11 protein-coding genes are annotated in these 15,076 nt (G+C 60.3%); 6 read left to right on the forward strand and 5 right to left on the reverse strand.

Annotated features, from left to right (window positions below; all coding sequences use genetic code 11):
- Complete coding sequence (locus tag Mhypo_RS01405) at window positions 1-699, reverse strand: TetR/AcrR family transcriptional regulator (RefSeq protein ID WP_170148178.1); 699 nt, start codon at window positions 697-699, stop codon at window positions 1-3.
- Window positions 700-830: 131 nt separating this feature from the next.
- Between Mhypo_RS01405 and Mhypo_RS01410 the strand changes: the two genes are divergently transcribed.
- Window positions 831-1,661 (forward strand): hypothetical protein, encoded by an 831-nt coding sequence (locus tag Mhypo_RS01410; protein WP_240637067.1) that lies wholly within the window; start codon window positions 831-833, stop codon window positions 1,659-1,661.
- A gap of 65 nt (window positions 1,662-1,726) precedes the next feature.
- Window positions 1,727-3,151, forward strand: coding sequence for a hypothetical protein (locus Mhypo_RS01415; protein ID WP_119339574.1), 1,425 nt, complete (start codon window positions 1,727-1,729; stop codon window positions 3,149-3,151).
- Between the two features lie 560 nt (window positions 3,152-3,711).
- Here Mhypo_RS01415 and Mhypo_RS01420 read toward each other — a convergent pair.
- The 3 genes from Mhypo_RS01420 to miaA all read right to left on the reverse strand — a co-directional run bounded on the left by Mhypo_RS01420 (window position 3,712) and on the right by miaA (window position 7,534).
- Entirely contained in the window at window positions 3,712-4,377 is a 666-nt protein-coding gene (locus tag Mhypo_RS01420; protein ID WP_147075377.1) for a hypothetical protein, read from the reverse strand.
- Window positions 4,378-4,652: 275 nt separating this feature from the next.
- A complete protein-coding gene (gene gatA / locus Mhypo_RS01425; protein ID WP_119339576.1) occupies window positions 4,653-6,092 on the reverse strand; it encodes an Asp-tRNA(Asn)/Glu-tRNA(Gln) amidotransferase subunit GatA in 1,440 nt (479 codons plus the stop codon).
- A gap of 506 nt (window positions 6,093-6,598) precedes the next feature.
- Window positions 6,599-7,534: a tRNA (adenosine(37)-N6)-dimethylallyltransferase MiaA gene (gene miaA / locus Mhypo_RS01430; RefSeq protein ID WP_119339577.1), complete on the reverse strand. Its 936-nt coding sequence runs from the start codon at window positions 7,532-7,534 to the stop codon at window positions 6,599-6,601.
- Window positions 7,535-7,575: 41 nt separating this feature from the next.
- Here miaA and Mhypo_RS01435 point away from each other — a divergent pair, with 41 nt between their 5' ends.
- Window positions 7,576-7,980 carry an Hsp20/alpha crystallin family protein gene (locus Mhypo_RS01435; RefSeq protein WP_119339578.1) on the forward strand — a complete coding sequence of 135 codons (405 nt, stop codon included), beginning with the start codon at window positions 7,576-7,578 and terminating at the stop codon, window positions 7,978-7,980.
- A gap of 62 nt (window positions 7,981-8,042) precedes the next feature.
- Here Mhypo_RS01435 and Mhypo_RS01440 read toward each other — a convergent pair whose 3' ends face one another.
- Window positions 8,043-8,651 (reverse strand): thymidine kinase, encoded by a 609-nt coding sequence (locus Mhypo_RS01440; RefSeq protein WP_371862136.1) that lies wholly within the window; start codon window positions 8,649-8,651, stop codon window positions 8,043-8,045.
- A 503-nt stretch (window positions 8,652-9,154) separates the two neighbouring features.
- Here Mhypo_RS01440 and Mhypo_RS01445 point away from each other — a divergent pair.
- Genes Mhypo_RS01445 through cas8c form a run of 3 tightly spaced genes read left to right on the forward strand, consistent with a single transcriptional unit; the run spans window position 9,155 to window position 15,072 of the window.
- Window positions 9,155-12,409 (forward strand): CRISPR-associated endonuclease Cas3'', encoded by a 3,255-nt coding sequence (locus Mhypo_RS01445; RefSeq protein WP_119339579.1) that lies wholly within the window; start codon window positions 9,155-9,157, stop codon window positions 12,407-12,409.
- A gap of 51 nt (window positions 12,410-12,460) precedes the next feature.
- The gene (cas5c, locus tag Mhypo_RS01450; RefSeq protein WP_119339580.1) at window positions 12,461-13,207 is read left to right on the forward strand and encodes a type I-C CRISPR-associated protein Cas5c; all 747 of its coding nucleotides are present in this window, start codon (window positions 12,461-12,463) and stop codon (window positions 13,205-13,207) included.
- On the forward strand, window positions 13,207-15,072 hold the full coding sequence (gene cas8c / locus Mhypo_RS01455; RefSeq protein ID WP_119339581.1) for a type I-C CRISPR-associated protein Cas8c/Csd1: 1,866 nt from the start codon (window positions 13,207-13,209) through the stop codon (window positions 15,070-15,072). Before cas5c ends, cas8c begins: the two co-directional genes overlap by 1 nt.
- Window positions 15,073-15,076 lie beyond the last annotated feature (4 nt).

The raw sequence follows: 15,076 nt of genomic DNA on the forward strand, positions 1-15,076 counted from the left end.
CTACCCCTTGCATGGTGTAGGCGTGGGCCAGTACCCCTTTTCACTCATCCAGTCGTACGTACGGGCGGCCATGCTGATGGTCTCGGCGGCGAGCAGGTAGGCCACCAGTTCCTTGTTCAAAGAAGGCTCCCAGCGCAGGCTTTGCACTGCGCTGAGCAGCATGTTAACCATCAAGTCGGCCAAAAAAGCAGCCTCGGGGCGGCCTCCATCGGGGATAGCCAGCGGCTTCAACAAGGTCATGAGGTGCTGGGTGAGTTCGTCGCGGATACTTTGCTGTATGGCAGCCAGGGTGCGCCCCAGCGGTGTAGGCTCTCGAAAGTAGCGCAACAAAAGCTCCACAAACTGCCACTGGGCCTCGAGCTGATCTAAAATCCGGTGGTACTGGGCCAGCACCAGGTTGAAGTCGTTCACCCCTTCTTCGCGCAATAAGGAAAGCCCCTCACGAATGGAGTCCTGGATGCGCCGCCCGATGTGTTCGGCGGCTGCAACAACGCAGTCCTCGAGGCTGGCAAAGTGGGCATAGAAGCCCGACTGCACGATTCCCGCATCGTGGGCGACTCGAGCTGTGGAAATAGCCTCCAGACCCTCCCGGCTCAGGATCTCGACCGTGGCCTGGATAAGCCGCTCACGGGTAGCCTGGCCGTCTCGGCGCTTTCGTAGGGGCTTGGTGTTGGCGCTCATGGTTTCCTGACCGAACATTAATACACCTTTTAGATTCTGCGTCTGTAAGTTGTGCAAATAAAATGATTGAACTATCATTCTTTTGGGCAATGACCCTAGGAGGAAACATGCGACAGCTCCAGCCTCATTTGAAAATCCTTGCCTTAGGGATGCTAGGTCTACTGGTAGCCTGTGGACAACAACCCACCACCGACCCACTTTCTAAAGCCGATGCCCAGAAGCTCAAGGATTCTCTGGTACAGAGCAACAAATACCTGGTTGCAGCCATAGCAAGCCCTTCGGGGGTCGTCACCACCAATACCGCAGGCGGGCTGAGCCTGCCTTCTCCGGTAGCCAACCTGATTCTGGCCTCTGGGCTGCCACCCCAATCCATCAACTGCACGGCCAGCGAAACCCCCCCCAAGGCCCAGCAACAAGACCTGGACAACGACAAGATTCCGCTACAGGCTACCTACAGGGTAGACTGCACGGTCGGCGACACTCGGCTCAGGGGGGGCATCGTGCTGAGAGACAAAGACGACAACAACCCCGCCAGCGGATATACCATTGACACCGACCAGTACGAGCTCACCCTCAATACCGGCAAATCCAACGAGTCGGGGGTCAAGCTCGATCTGGATCTCGACGTCACCTGGAACAACCCCAACTACGCCGTCCGCTACAACTTCAACTTTGAAATCTACGGCAGCGATGGGCGTTTCGGCACCACCTACGCCTATACCGCCACCTATGTTCCCGACAATGCCCAAACGCCCTTTGCAGCAGGCACCTTCAACTATGAAGGTTCCCTGGACTTCCGCACCGCCACCAAGCTGTATCGGCTCACCGGCAAAGCCACCGACCTCAAGTTCAGCAACACCTGCAAGGAAACCTTTGTCGGCGGAAGCTGGAACCTGGAAGACACCCGCGGCAACAAGCTACTTGTGGTCTACAACGCCTGCAACAACGTGACCGTGACCTACAACGGCGAGGCTTTATAGCCCTTGGTACGGTTGTCAAGTCCAAAATCCGCACATCTTCTGACTCAGGCGAGTACCATACACGTATGGCTCGCCTCTTAATTTTTGTACTGCTGTTGCTTGGCCCGGCCCTGGCCCAGAACCTGCTCGCACTGGCCCCGCAGGGGGCTACGGCAGGCTTTTACATGAATGACCTGCGCGGTAGCCGCTACCTGAGCGGTCTGGCCGCTGACTGGAAACAGAGCGGCATGGAGGCTCTGCTGGGCCGCGAACTGGGTAAACAGGCCGGCAACGATGCCGACTTGTTGGGTATTGCAGCGGGCGGGGTGGCCATAGCCTTGTATAGCGATGGATTTTTTGTGATTACCCGACCCACCCAGGCAGCCATGCGGGCCCTGCGCAAGGATACCAGGGGACTGCGCCCCCAAGGCGGCTGGCTGGTAGGGGGTGACCAGGATGTCCAGACAGGCTTCAGCCGTGAGTTGGTGTTTATCGCCTCGCCCAGGTATGCCCGTTTGTTTTTGCAAAACCGCCGGGGCCTGCAAGCCCCGGTGCGGGGCGACATCGTGCTGTGGGGTTCACCACCGCAAGACCTGTTGCAAAGCCTGAACCTGCCCCCCAGGGCCAATGGGGCAGCCCGCACCCTCCGTCGCTTCAGCTACGCCATTCAGCTCACCGCCGGCGGCTACACCGAAGAGACCCGCCTGGACGTAAACCCTGCCCCCGACCCAGCCCTGGCCAGCCTGCTGCTGCCCAAAGAGCGCCCCTACAACGCCGCCGACCTTCCCCAGGGCTACTCGGTTTCAACAGGTGTGCTGGATCTGAGCCGGGCAGGCCCCTATCTGTCGGGCCTTTTACGCGATTTTGATGTACGGCTCAACCTCGATTTACGGGCTTTTGGGGCCCGCTATGCTACCGTAGCGGTGCAAGGGCCGCCCCCCGCCCCCGATGGTCGCAGCGAGGCCATTCTGGGCCACAACCTGATCTACTGGGAGGTACGCGACCCCGCCACTGCCGAGGCCAACCTGCTGGCGCTCTTGCAGAGCCTGGCCGCCTTTTCAACACCCGATGGGCAGGGCGGCTTCAAGGTGTTGGGCAACGAAGGCGACTTTAAGGCGGTGGAGGTGGGTCTGGGCGGAACCCTCTACTACAAGCTCGAGCCCACCCGCCTGGTAATTGCAACCAGCAAAAGCGCCCTGCAAGCAGTGAACAACCCCCCCTGGAGCCAGGATCCCAACTTCCGACGCTTCCGCGCCCGCATTCCGGCCAATGCCATCGGCTACAGCTTTGTTAACCAGGGCTCGAGCTTACAGCAGCAGTTAGGACAGCTGGGTACCACCCTCCCGCAGACCATTGGCAGCGAGCTGGATCAGCAAACCTCCAGCGAGCTGGCCAAAGCCCTGACCAGCTTTACAGAGCTGTTGGCCAAGCGCTTCGGTTCGGGACTTTCGTATGCCGTGGTAGAGGGCAACAGCTTGATTAGCCGGGGGTTCTATGAGGTGCGCTGGTAAACGCCTAAGGGCGAATGTCGGCGGTAGCTATTGTATGGCGGCTCTTAACCGGCAAAGCAATCTATTGGCCTGGTGAGAAACTAATCGGGATGGCTCAAATAAACCCCCGTCTTCCCTTGACTTCTCGTGGTGATTCCTGCGCAGATGCATATCATACCGACCAAAGGGAGACGTTTTCTTCGCCGACCGACAGTGAAGGGCCATCGGCCCCCGGCTAGCGCCGGTACTCAAGGGAGGGGTGTGCTCTAGGATTCAAAAAGACAACCTATGGGGTTTTTGGTTTTTATAAACTGCCTTTTTGAATCCGGTATCAGGGGTGCTGGCCCTCCAGATTCCCCGCTCCGCTTTGCTACGTGGGGATGGGTTTTCCCGAGGCTGTGGCTCGTTTTTCACCTGACTCAGGAGGCTCCAGGAAGCGCTTGCGCACAGCTCAGAGTCTTGCGGCCGCCAGTCTTAATGCGAGCGCCTCTTAGACCCTTCCCCTAGTACCTGGTCAGCAGCCTCAATAGAACGAGACAAAGGTGTATGTATATCCGGCTTGGGCGAACACCAGCCTGGGTCTACCGCTCGGCAAACTGAAAGAACAGGCGAACAAAACCGCTGGGATCCAGGCCGCCTTCCAAACCCAGGAAGAACTGGGGCGAGAGGAAGAGCAGGCTGCCGGCATAGAGCTTGGGCGAGAGGGTGCTGTTTACAAAGTTGTAGTCCACCCCGGCAGCCAGGTAGGGCACAAAGGGAACTAGAATCAGGCCCACCCGCGTCTCCAGGCCCGGCGTGAGGCGCTCGGTGGGGATGAAGTCGAGGCTGAGTTTGCTTTGTACGAATACATCCTTGAGGCCCACAAACTCTGCGTAGCGGTTATCAATCCCGCCCGACAGTACCAGCCGGGGGAAAAACTGCGGCAGCCAGCCCAGGCCCACCTCGGCTCTGGCGTATGCGCTCGAGGAAAGCTCGGGACTTTCTTTCAGGGCCGTGCGGTACTCGATAAAACCATTGGGCACGATCAGCACCAGGGGCCCGTCCCACGGAACGGCACGGGTACTGAGCCGCACCCCCCAGGTCAGGTTCGCGTCTAGCTGGTCGGCATACTCGAGTTCCCCTTCCAGCCCCAGCTTGTTTGAACCCAGGTCGTAGCGCACCGCCCCCCGCACCGAAAAACCCAGCGCAAAGGCCGTGCTGCCCAGAACCACCGCCAGAAGTATCCAGACCCTCCATCCTCGTTGCATATGCCCTCCGGTCTGGTGAGAGTATAACCCAGCACGCGCATCCAGAGGTTCGCTGGAGGGCTGTACTTTTCGCTCGCGTGTGCGGAAGGGACTTAACCGAAAACTCCGGCACAAACAATAGCCGCTCTCCATTCACGCTGCTGCCGTGGCCCTCTCCCCTGCTGAGGGCCGATAGCTCAGCTCGCAGCCGCTGAATGTGTGGCGCTGAGCCCTTCGGGTCCAGGAGACAAGATCTGCGAGATTCAAGGGTACTGACAGGATATCCAGGGCGAAGACTAGGGGTTCAACATGGCCGCTCGAGCAAAAGCCAGCCCGGTGGCTTGCTCGAAGGCATGGGCTACGGTAAAGATTTGCTCGTCATACAAAGGTTTGCCGATAAGCTGTACACCTACCGGCAAGTTACCCTCGAACCCGGCGGGGATGCTCATGGCGGGCGCACCGGCCAGGTTGACGGCTACGGTATCTATGTCGGCCAGGTACATCGAGAGGGGGTCGCTGGTTTTCTCGCCAAAGCGGAAGGCCGGGAAGGGGCTGGTGGGGGTGAGTAACAGGTTGGCCTGGGTAAAAGCATCGTCCAGATCGGCTTTTAGTTTGGCCCTCGCCCGCAGGGCTTTGCCGTAATAGGCATCGTAGTAGCCCGAGGAAAGCACAAAAGTTCCCATCAAAACCCGCCGCTGCACCTCGGGGCCAAAACCATGCTCGCGGCTTTCCATCATGGTATCGGCACTATCCAGACCGGACACCCGCAGGCCATAAAGCGTGCCATCGTAGCGGGCCAGGTTGGAGCTGATCTCAGCGGTGTTGACGATGTAGTAAGCCGCCAGGGCATACTCCAGGGTGGGGATGCTGACCTCCACAAAACGCACCCCCTGCCGCTCCATCACCGTGCGGAAGCGCTCGAGGGCCTCCAGCACCCCCGGCGAGTTACCCACCGCCAGGGCTTCTTTTACAATGCCAATGGTCATACCCTGCACCGGGGCCTCTATAGCCTTCCCGAATTGCGGCATGGCCTCCAGGCTGGTGCTGTCTTTAGGGTCATAGCCACTGACCACATCGCTCAGCAAAGCCAGATCCTTCACCGAGCGGGCCAGCGTACCCACCTGATCCAGACTGCTGGCCGTGGCCACCACCCCATAGCGCGAGATACGACCATAGGTGGGTTTGAAGCCATAGACCCCGCACAGCGCAGCCGGCTGGCGCACACTGCCCCCGGTATCGGTGCCGAGCGCAACCGGCACCATATCGGCGGCGACGGCCGCCGCTGAGCCTCCCGAGGTCCCCCCCGGCACCCGTTCCAAGTCCCAGGGGTTGCGGGTGGGGCCAAAAGCCGAATATTCGGTGGAAGAACCCATGGCGAACTCGTCCATGTTGGCCTTGGCCATCACAATAGCCCCTGCCTGCCGGAGCCTTTCGACTACCGTTGCGCTGTATGGGGGCACAAAGGCGGCCAGCATCTTAGAGCCACAGGTGGTCTCGAGGCCCTGGGTGCAGATATTGTCCTTGATGGCAAGCGGAACGCCCGCCAGGGGCAGGTTTTCGCCTCGGGCAAGCCGCTGTTCAACAACACGGGCTTCTTCCAGGGCCTGGGGGTTCAGGCGGATAAAGGCATGGATGTGGGGCTCGAGCTGCTCGATACGCTGCAAGTAATTTTCTGCTACCTCTTGGGGTGAGCGCTGGCCCGACTGGATTTGCTGCACAATTTCCTGCGCCAACATACCGCCCCATGATAAGGCTGATGGGGCCGAAGGTGGCAAATATGGCTTTGGTCGGGTGCATCCCAAAATCAACTAATGAACCCAAACAGCCAATCCCCCAATCTCTCTCGGGGGCTATCGCCAACGAGTTACCGAGTTCCAGCAGGAAAACCGTTTGCGTCAGAGGGGCTTCTTCAAGTCAATTCGACCCCATCCACGAGGTCGTACGCAAGGCTCCACTTTGGCCGCTCGTTTTGTACTGCCAAAGTCAGCCTTCGCCATGTAATCCGCAGTGAGCGCGGCTGCAAAACGAGTTGGGGGTGAGTTTCGACTATGGTTGAAACAGGGAGACACCCGCTTTGGTTCATGGTTGTAAAGATGCTCTTTATGGGTCGCAGGTCGCAAGACTCGGGTTAAAGGCCGCCTTTTCAGGGCGTAGGGCTTGCCGAAATTTTGTCCAGGTGTTCTGGAACAAGTTCTGGAACAAGTATCAGGATAACGGGCCTGACTATGCCCAATACCTCCAATCACAACCAGCCCTGGATGCTTTCAAACCAGCTTTGCACACCAGGCCAGGCGGCCTCTCCGCCAAAGGGCAAAAAGGTGACCGGGCCAGGCTCTTTACGAAACCAGGTGTACTGGCGTTTGGCATAGGCCCGTGTTGCGCTCACCACAGCTTGTTGGGCCTCTTGAAGCGTGTACTCACCTCGCAAATAGCCCGCTACCTCCTTGTAGCCGATGCTCTGCAAGGCGGTGGGCATGTGTGGGTACTGGTCCAGCAAGCGCTCGACCTCCTGAACCAGGCCTTGTGCAAACATTCGCTCGACTCGGGCCTCGAGACGCGGCTCTAGCCACTCCCAGGGGGGCCACAAAATCAGTTTTTGGTACCTGAACCGTGGCGCACGCCTGGGAATCCTGGCCGGTGGCATGCCGGTACGGCGCAATATCTCCACCGCCCGCACGATGCGGCGGGGGTTGCGCTGCACCCGCAGGGCATCTTCGGGGCTGGCGGCCTCGAGTTCGGCCAGCAAAGGCCCAATCCCCCAGGTTTCAACCACCTTCCACAGCTCGGCCTGAAGCGAGGCATCGGGCTTTGGTAGTTCGTGTAATCCTTCCGATAGTGCTCGAATGTAATAGCCGGTTCCTCCCACCACCAGGGGAATTCGATCCTGCTCCAGAATCTCTTCGATCGCCTCTTCGGCGCGGTGCACATAGTCAGACACACTAAAAGATTGGGTGGGCCACAGCACATCGATCAGGTAGTGCCTGACCCGTTGCTGCTCGGCTTGGCTGGGCTTGGCCGTTCCGATGTCCATCCCCCGGTACACCATGCTTGCATCGGCAGAAACCACCGCCAGCGGGTATCTCTCTCCCAGGCGCAGGGCCAGCTCGGTCTTACCGGTTGCGGTGGGCCCGGTCAACACTGGAATGGCCGGATGGGGTCGCTGTTTCGCATCACGCATAGCTCATAGCCCCGGGCTCTAATAATGATATTCTCGAGGCCATGACCATTGAGCGCTTTGATGCTATTGAGCGTTTACAAACCATCCGCCAACAACTCGACGAGCTCTCGAGGCGGTTTGCCTCCCAGGAAGCCCTCGGCGAGTGGGTGCCGGCGGTAGATGTACTCGACGAAGGCACCCAGTACCGCATTCTGGTGGATGTACCCGGCGTGAAAAACGAAGACCTGGAATTGCTTGAGGAAGGTCAGACCATCACCCTGGCCGGTGTACGGCATTCCAGGGTGGGCAGCTACGCGCGCCAGGAGCGTTCTACCGGCACCTTTCGACGCACCCTGACCCTGCCTGAGGCCATCGTCCCCAATAGCGCCCAGGCTTCTCTCAAGGGTGGGGTGCTCGAGCTGGTGGTGCAAAAAGCCCGCAAAACTTCGCGCAAAAGCAAAAAATAAGCAGGCCACGAAGGTTTTTATCCTGGGGTCAGTCCAGATAGGCCCAAGGGAATAGTGGCGATTCAAAGTATCTCCTGCACCTCCGGGGCCACCACAATATGACACTTGCGGCAGCGCGGCTCGTAGGCCTCGCTGGCCCCCACCAGGATCACGGGATCGTCGTAGCGGGCTGGTTTGCCGTTCACAAAGCGCTGGGTGCGGGTTGCAGGAGCTCCACAAACCGGGCACACGGCATAAAGTTTTTCCACGTACTCGGCACGGGTTAAAAGGTTGGGCATAATGCCAAAGGGCTCTCCACGAAAGTCCATGTCCAGACCGGCGCAAATCACCCGCACGCCCTTGTCGGCAAGCTCCAGCACTAGCGGTATCAAACCCTCGTCAAAAAACTGTGCTTCATCCACTGCCACTACATCGGGAAGAGGCTCGGTCAGATGGGCCCGCAGCTCTGCTGAATCGTACACCGCAATAGCCTCTGCGCGCCTGCCGTCATGGCTCGAGACATCTGTTGCGTGGTAGCGGGCGTCTATGCGCGGCTTGAATACCAGCACCCGCTGCCGGGCAATCAGGGCGCGCTTGATACGCCGAATCAGCTCGTCGGACTTTCCCGAGAACATCGGCCCAACCACTACCTCAATCCAACCCTGGTGGTGCGGAAGATGGGGCAAGCTCATAACCGGGGCCTAGCATATAGCATTGGCGGTATCGCCGACAGAAAGCAAGAACAACCGAGCAATCCAGTCGGCCGGTAGCCGTGCATGGGCCAAGGTATAGAGTGCACGGTTCGCAGGTAACAAACAACCTTACTGCGCCAGGGTTCCATCCAGGACAAAGGGTTCTTATACCAGATTGGGTTGATTCTTTACCGAACAGCAGCGAATCTACCCGACCGAAGTTATCCGCGTAGCAGCGGGCAATACCGCCCGTTGGAAAGGGCGACGCTTTTTCACCGACCGACAGGGAGCGGAATGCTATAGAAAGACAACCTCTGGGATATTTGGTTTTGCAACGGTCTATTTGCATCCGGTATTAGGACGGTCTCCAAGAACTGCCGCTATTGAGCGGTAGAACATTTAGCATACTCTACTCAGATTATTTTCTAATACTTGTTATCATTTCTAAAAAATGGACAGTGCTTGGACGGGATTGTGCTAACTTTGCGACAAGCAAAACTGCCATGTTCGGTCCGCCGGAACTCAACTACCATCAGAGCAAAGCCTTGCGACTCCTACGGTTGCTGGAACTCCTGCAACAAAAGCCCTGGAAGCCGGCCGAGCTGCGACAGGAGCTGGGCCTGGGCGAGCGGGCCATCTTCGACTACCTGAACGAGGTAGAAGCCCTAGCCGAGCGCCTGGGATTGCGCTTTGTGCACAACGCCTTGCGCAGTACTTACCAGGTCGAGGTGGTGGAGCGCCTGAGCCTGACCGAGGCGGTGGTGGCTTTTACTGCCATCCGGATGCTGGCCCACCACGCACCGGGAACCAACAAGACCTACCAGGAAGCCCTGCGCAAGCTAGCCAAGCACCTCCCTGAGCCGCTCAAAACCCTAGCTCTAAAAAGCACCGAGGCCTTGCAGCTTCGTCCTCCCAGCCTGAGCGGGGCCAACCTCGAGACCCTGACCCAAGGCTGGCTGGAGCGGCGGGTGGTGGCTTTCGAGTATCGCATCCCGCAGGGTGGGGTCTTTGGGGTGGAACTCGAGACCTATTTCATCGAGGTTTCGCGGGCCAACATGGCCGTGTATGTCATCGGGAAAGACCGCTTGTATGGCCGCAACATCCATTACCTGGACAACCTTAGAACCTACAAACTCGAGCGCATCCAGCGGCCCCGCTTGCTGGAGGCCTCCTATAGCATTCCCGACGATTTCGACCCAGGCCTGTACCTCTCGACCGCCTGGGGCATTGTGGGCGGCGAAAACCCGCAAAAAGTATTGCTTCGCTTCACGCCGGAAGCCAGCGAACGCATCCGTGAAGGGGGCTATCCCAATCTTTCTATCCTTGAGCAGCTCGAGGGCGGCGACACTCTCGTTGAAATTACCGTTGGCACCGATCATACTGGATTCCCCCTCGAGCTGCTTCCTTGGATACAAAGCTGGGGGCCCCGGGTGGAAGTACTAAAGCCCACCAGCCTGCGGCAGAAGTGGCTGGCCGAGGCCCGCCAGCTGCTCGAACGGTACGACCCCCAGAGGGTGACGGGCCCCAAAACCTACTGGGCCCACACCCACAAAGACCCCACCCGCTGGCAAACCCTGCAGGAACATGCCACCCAGGTAGCCCGCCTGGCCGCCGAAAAAGCCCGCCCCTTTGGCGATTCGGAGAAGGCCGACCTAGCGGGAAAGCTCCACGACCTGGGCAAATACGGCGACCTCTTCCAGCGCCGCCTCGAGGGCAAGGAAAAAGGCCTCGACCACTGGTCGGCGGGGGCTCATGTGGCCCTGTTCGAGTACCGCGCCCCCGAGTTGGCTTTGGCCATTCAGGGCCATCACATCGGGATCCAGAGTGGGGCCAAAGAATGCCTCAGGAAGATGAAGCTACGGGAAGATGGCCAGGGCTACCCGCCCGAGCTGCGCCTGAGTGAGACCCGCCTGGAGGTGCTTCAAGAACGCTTGCAATCCGACGGCCTCGAGTTACCCCCAGCCAGCCAGGCCCAGATAGCGCTACCTCAAAGCGCCGCGGCCATGCTCGAGACCCGGATGCTCTTCTCGGCCCTGGTGGACGCCGACTTTCTGGACACCGAGCGGCACATGCAGGGCGAGGTGCGGCCCAGCCCTCCCCCATTGCAAGCAGCGCTGGCCTTAGAGAAGCTCGAGGCCCACCTGCAGGCACTCGCAAACCAGGAAGGTCTGCCCCAGCCCATTCGCGCGCTTCGTCGGGAAGTCGGCCAAGCCTGTGCAGAAGCTGCACATACACCGACCCGGCTATTCACCCTCACTGCCCCCACCGGCAGTGGCAAAACCCTGGCCATGCTGCATTTCGCCCTGAGGCGGGCCGTGCAAGACCCACGCATAAGGCGCATCGTGGTGGTGCTGCCCTACCTGTCTATCCTCGACCAGACCGTACACATCTACCGCGAGCTGTTCGCCGATTTTGGGCCCCACTACATCCTTGAAGACCACAGCCTGGCCTACCGACCGCTGCCCAAGCAGCCCTCCGACGAGCAAGACATACTCGAGCGCGAGCGCCGGCTGCTCGCAGAAAACTGGGAAGCCCCCATCATCCTGACCACGCATGTGCAACTGCTGGAGAGCCTACACGCCAATCGTCCGGGTGCCTGTCGCAAGCTACACAACCTGGCCGGGAGCGTGCTGCTGTTCGACGAGGTACAAACCCTGCCCACCTACCTGGCTGTACCTACCCTCAAGACTCTTTCGCACCTGGCCAGCGACAAGTACGGCTCGGTGGTGGTTTTTGCTACCGCCACCCAGCCCGCCTTCGATAGCCTGCACGAAAAGGTGCAGGAAAACGAACCCCAAGGTTGGCAGCCGCAGGAAATTGTGCCCAACCCTGCCGCGCTTTTTGCGCAAAGCAAACGGGTAGAGGTGGAGTGGTGGCTCAAGCAACCCACCCCCGACCTGGCCCTGGTGACCCTACTGGCCGCCGATGACCAGGCCCTCGCGGTGCTCAACCTCAAACGACAGGCCCATACGCTCTTTCGGCTGGCCCAGGAGCGTAGCCTGGAGGGGCTTTATCACCTATCCACCGCGCTGTGTCCGGCCCACCGGAAGAAGGTGCTGGGGCAGATCAAAGCCCGTCTGGATCGGCGAGAACCTTGCCGCTTGATCGCTACCCAGGTGGTGGAAGCCGGGGTGGAGCTCGACTTTCCGGTGGGCTACCGGGCCCTGGCGCCCCTCGAGGCCATCGCCCAGACTGCCGGGCGGGTCAACCGACATGGGCTGCGCCGGGAAGGGCGCCTGGTGGTCTTTTTGCCCGAGGACGAGGGCTATCCCGATAAAGCGTATGCACAAGCCGCCCAGCTAACCCGCGCTTTGCTGGCCGAGGGAGAGCTGACCCTCGAGCCCACCACCTTCCGCCGGTATTACCAAAGCCTCTACGGTCTGCAAAGCGTAAGCGACCCCAAAATCGAACAGTTCATCAAAACCCAAAACTACGCCGAACTCGCCCGCCGCTACCGCATCATCGAAACCCCCGCAGTGAATGTGGTGGTGCCCTACAACGAGGAGGCCCTGGCCCTCATGCAAGAAGCCCGTGACAAGGGGATTGCCGCCGACTGGATTCACCGGGCCCGCCCCTACACGGTGCCCTTCTTTTTGCCCCACGGCGCGCCGCCAACCTTCTTAGAGACGGTTTTTCTGCGTTTTGGCCGCGAGCGCAGCGAAGTGTCCGATTGGTTTTTATGCCCCGACCGCACGTGCTACGACCCCATACTGGGCTTTACCCCTGCCGAGGGCGGACAGGCGGGTTTGGTTATTTGAACACCGAGGGTGCAGGAGCGATGACTATGTTGTTTTGCAAAAGGAGGTCGTATGCGAAGTTTTATGCTCGAGGTTTGGGGCGAGCTGGCCTGTTTTACAAGGCCAGAGTTCAAGGTGGAGCGCTTCAGCTACCCCCTCATCACCCCCAGCGCAGCCCGGGGCATTTTCGATGCTATCTACCTGGACTTTGACCCCCAGAGCAAAAAGTCCCTCATGTACTGGCAGGTGGAGCGCATCGAGGTGCTCAGGCCGGTACGCTACATCAGCCTGATGCGCAACGAGGTCAAGGAAAAGGCCAGCCTGCGCAACATCCAGGCCTGGATGAAAGACCCCGCCAGCCTCGAGCCCCTCTATGCCGACGCCACCAGGGACGAAACCGGCCAAGACACCAGGGGCCGAACCCAGCGCCAGACCATGGCCCTCAAGGACGTGCGCTACCGCCTGAGTGCCCACGCGGTGCTCTACCGCGAAGACCCCGCTTTGCGCCAGAAGATTGAGCACAGCTTTGAACGGCGGGCCCGGGCCGGGCAGTGCATCTACCAACCCTACCTGGGCTGCCGCGAGTTTACCGGCTACTTTCGACTGGCCGAATCCGGCGAAGAGGCCCGGCCTGTGGACTACAACGAAAAGATCGGCTGGATGCTCTACGACGTCTACAACCTCTCGCGCCCGGGGTCCCCGCTGCGTACCGACAAAGGGGAAAAGCCGCGCATCAGCCTGTTTGAGGCTGAGGTGGTGAAGGGGGTGCTGCTGGTGCCCCCCTACGATAGCGAGCAGGTGAAGAAGGGGGTGGGCTGATGCTTGCGCAGTTGGTGGAGTACGCCCGGCAAAAAGGCTTGGGCACCGAACCCGGCTTTACCAGCAAAGAGCTTCGCTGGCTGGCCGGGGTGAGTCCCGAGGGAGAGTTGACCGAACTAATTCCGTTGGATCAGGTGAAAATAGCCCCCGACCTCTCCCAGCCCGACATGATGGGCCTGCCTGGCTACCTGCGGACACAAGGCCACACTGTGGAGCAGGCCGCCCACTTCCTGGCCGACACCTGCGCGGTGGTGTTCGGCCTGCCCGAGCGGGACGCCGCAGGGAATATCAAAAAGCCCGATGAGCACAGCAAAAACCTCCAGAAGCAAGCCACCTTCCGGCTGCTCATCCAGCTAGCGGCCAAAAACGTACCGCTCCTCAAGCCCATCGCCCAGGCGCTCTCCGACCCCCAGCAGGTGCAGGCTTTTTTGCAGAAGCTCGAGGCCCAAGCCCAGAAAAAGGGTGCGGAAAAGCTCAGGCCCACGGATAAGATCTCCTTTTTCGTGCAGGGCCGGTGTGTGCTGGACTGCCCCGACTGGCACGATTGGTGGCGGCAGTTTAGGGCCCAGGCCTTCCCCAGGTCGGGCGCAGCGGGCCAGATGCCCTCGTTTGCGAGTGGCGAGCTTGTCACCCCGGCTTCCACCCACCCCAAGGTCACCCGGCTGGGCGGGAGCGCCTTTGGCCACGCTTTGGTCACCTACGACAAGGAGGCCTTTGAGTCTTATGGCCTATCGCAGGGCGAAAACTCCGCTGTAGAGGAAGCGGCTGCGGCTGCCTACCGGGCCGGGCTGGACACGCTCTTGGAAAAAGCCCAAACCCTGGGCGAGATGAAGGTGGTGGTCTGGTACGACCGCGAGATCCCCGAAGAAGACGACTTCTTCCGCGACCTTTTTGCTCCTGGTAGCAGCGAGGCGGAAGAGCTACAGGCCTTAGAGCGTGCCTACCGGGTGCTGCAAGCCCTCAAAGCCGGCCAGATGCCCCCACAAATACGCAACAGCCGCTTCTTCGCTACCGCCATGAGCCCGGCCTCGGGCCGGGTGATGGTGCGCGACTGGCAAATCGGCCAGCTGGAAGAGTTTGTGGAGGCGGTAAAAACCTGGTTCGAGCACCTGACCATCGTGCGCCGTTCGGGCGACCGCGCCGCCAGCCTGCCGGGGCTCAACCGCCTCTTCCTGAGCCTGCAGCGGCCCAAGTCCCCCGAGCAAAAGCTGGACGACTACCTCAAGCCCATCAAAACCTTGCAAGTGCCCTTATGGCGGGCGGCTTTGAACCCTAAAATGTCCATCCCTTACGCGGCGGTAGCCAAAATAATGGAGACCCATACCGCCGAGGTGATGACCGGGGCCTTTAGCGAGGCCCTGCGCGCCCAAAAGCCCGACGCTGCCGCCCTGGGGCGCATCTACGCCCGCATGGGGCTTTTGAAGGCCTACCACATCCGCAAAGGAGGAAGCATGAGCACTGCCCTAGACCCCCAGCACCCTAGTTCGTCCTACCACTGTGGCCGCTTGATGTGCCTCTTGGCCCAGATCCAGGAGGCCGCCAGTGAGTCCGACATCAACGCCGGGGTGGTGCAGCGTTACTACGGCGCGGCCAGCAGCACCCCGGCCCTGGTGCTGGGCCGCCTGACCCGGCTCTCGCAGCACCACCTGGCCAGGATGGCCAAAGACTCACCGGGCCTGGCCCACTGGTTCAACAGCCAACTGGCCCAGGTCTGGAGCGCCCTGGGGCCTACCCTCCCCCGCACCCTGAGCCTGGAAGAGCAAAGCCTTTTTGCCCTGGGCTACTACCACCAGCTGGCCCAAAGCCGCAAGAAGGAAGCTACCCAAACCCAAGACCCTTCAGCACCCAGCCTGTCTCGAGAGTAAGGAG

It is taken from the genome of Meiothermus hypogaeus, from assembly GCF_003574035.1.
GTDB lineage: Bacteria > Deinococcota > Deinococci > Deinococcales > Thermaceae > Meiothermus > Meiothermus hypogaeus.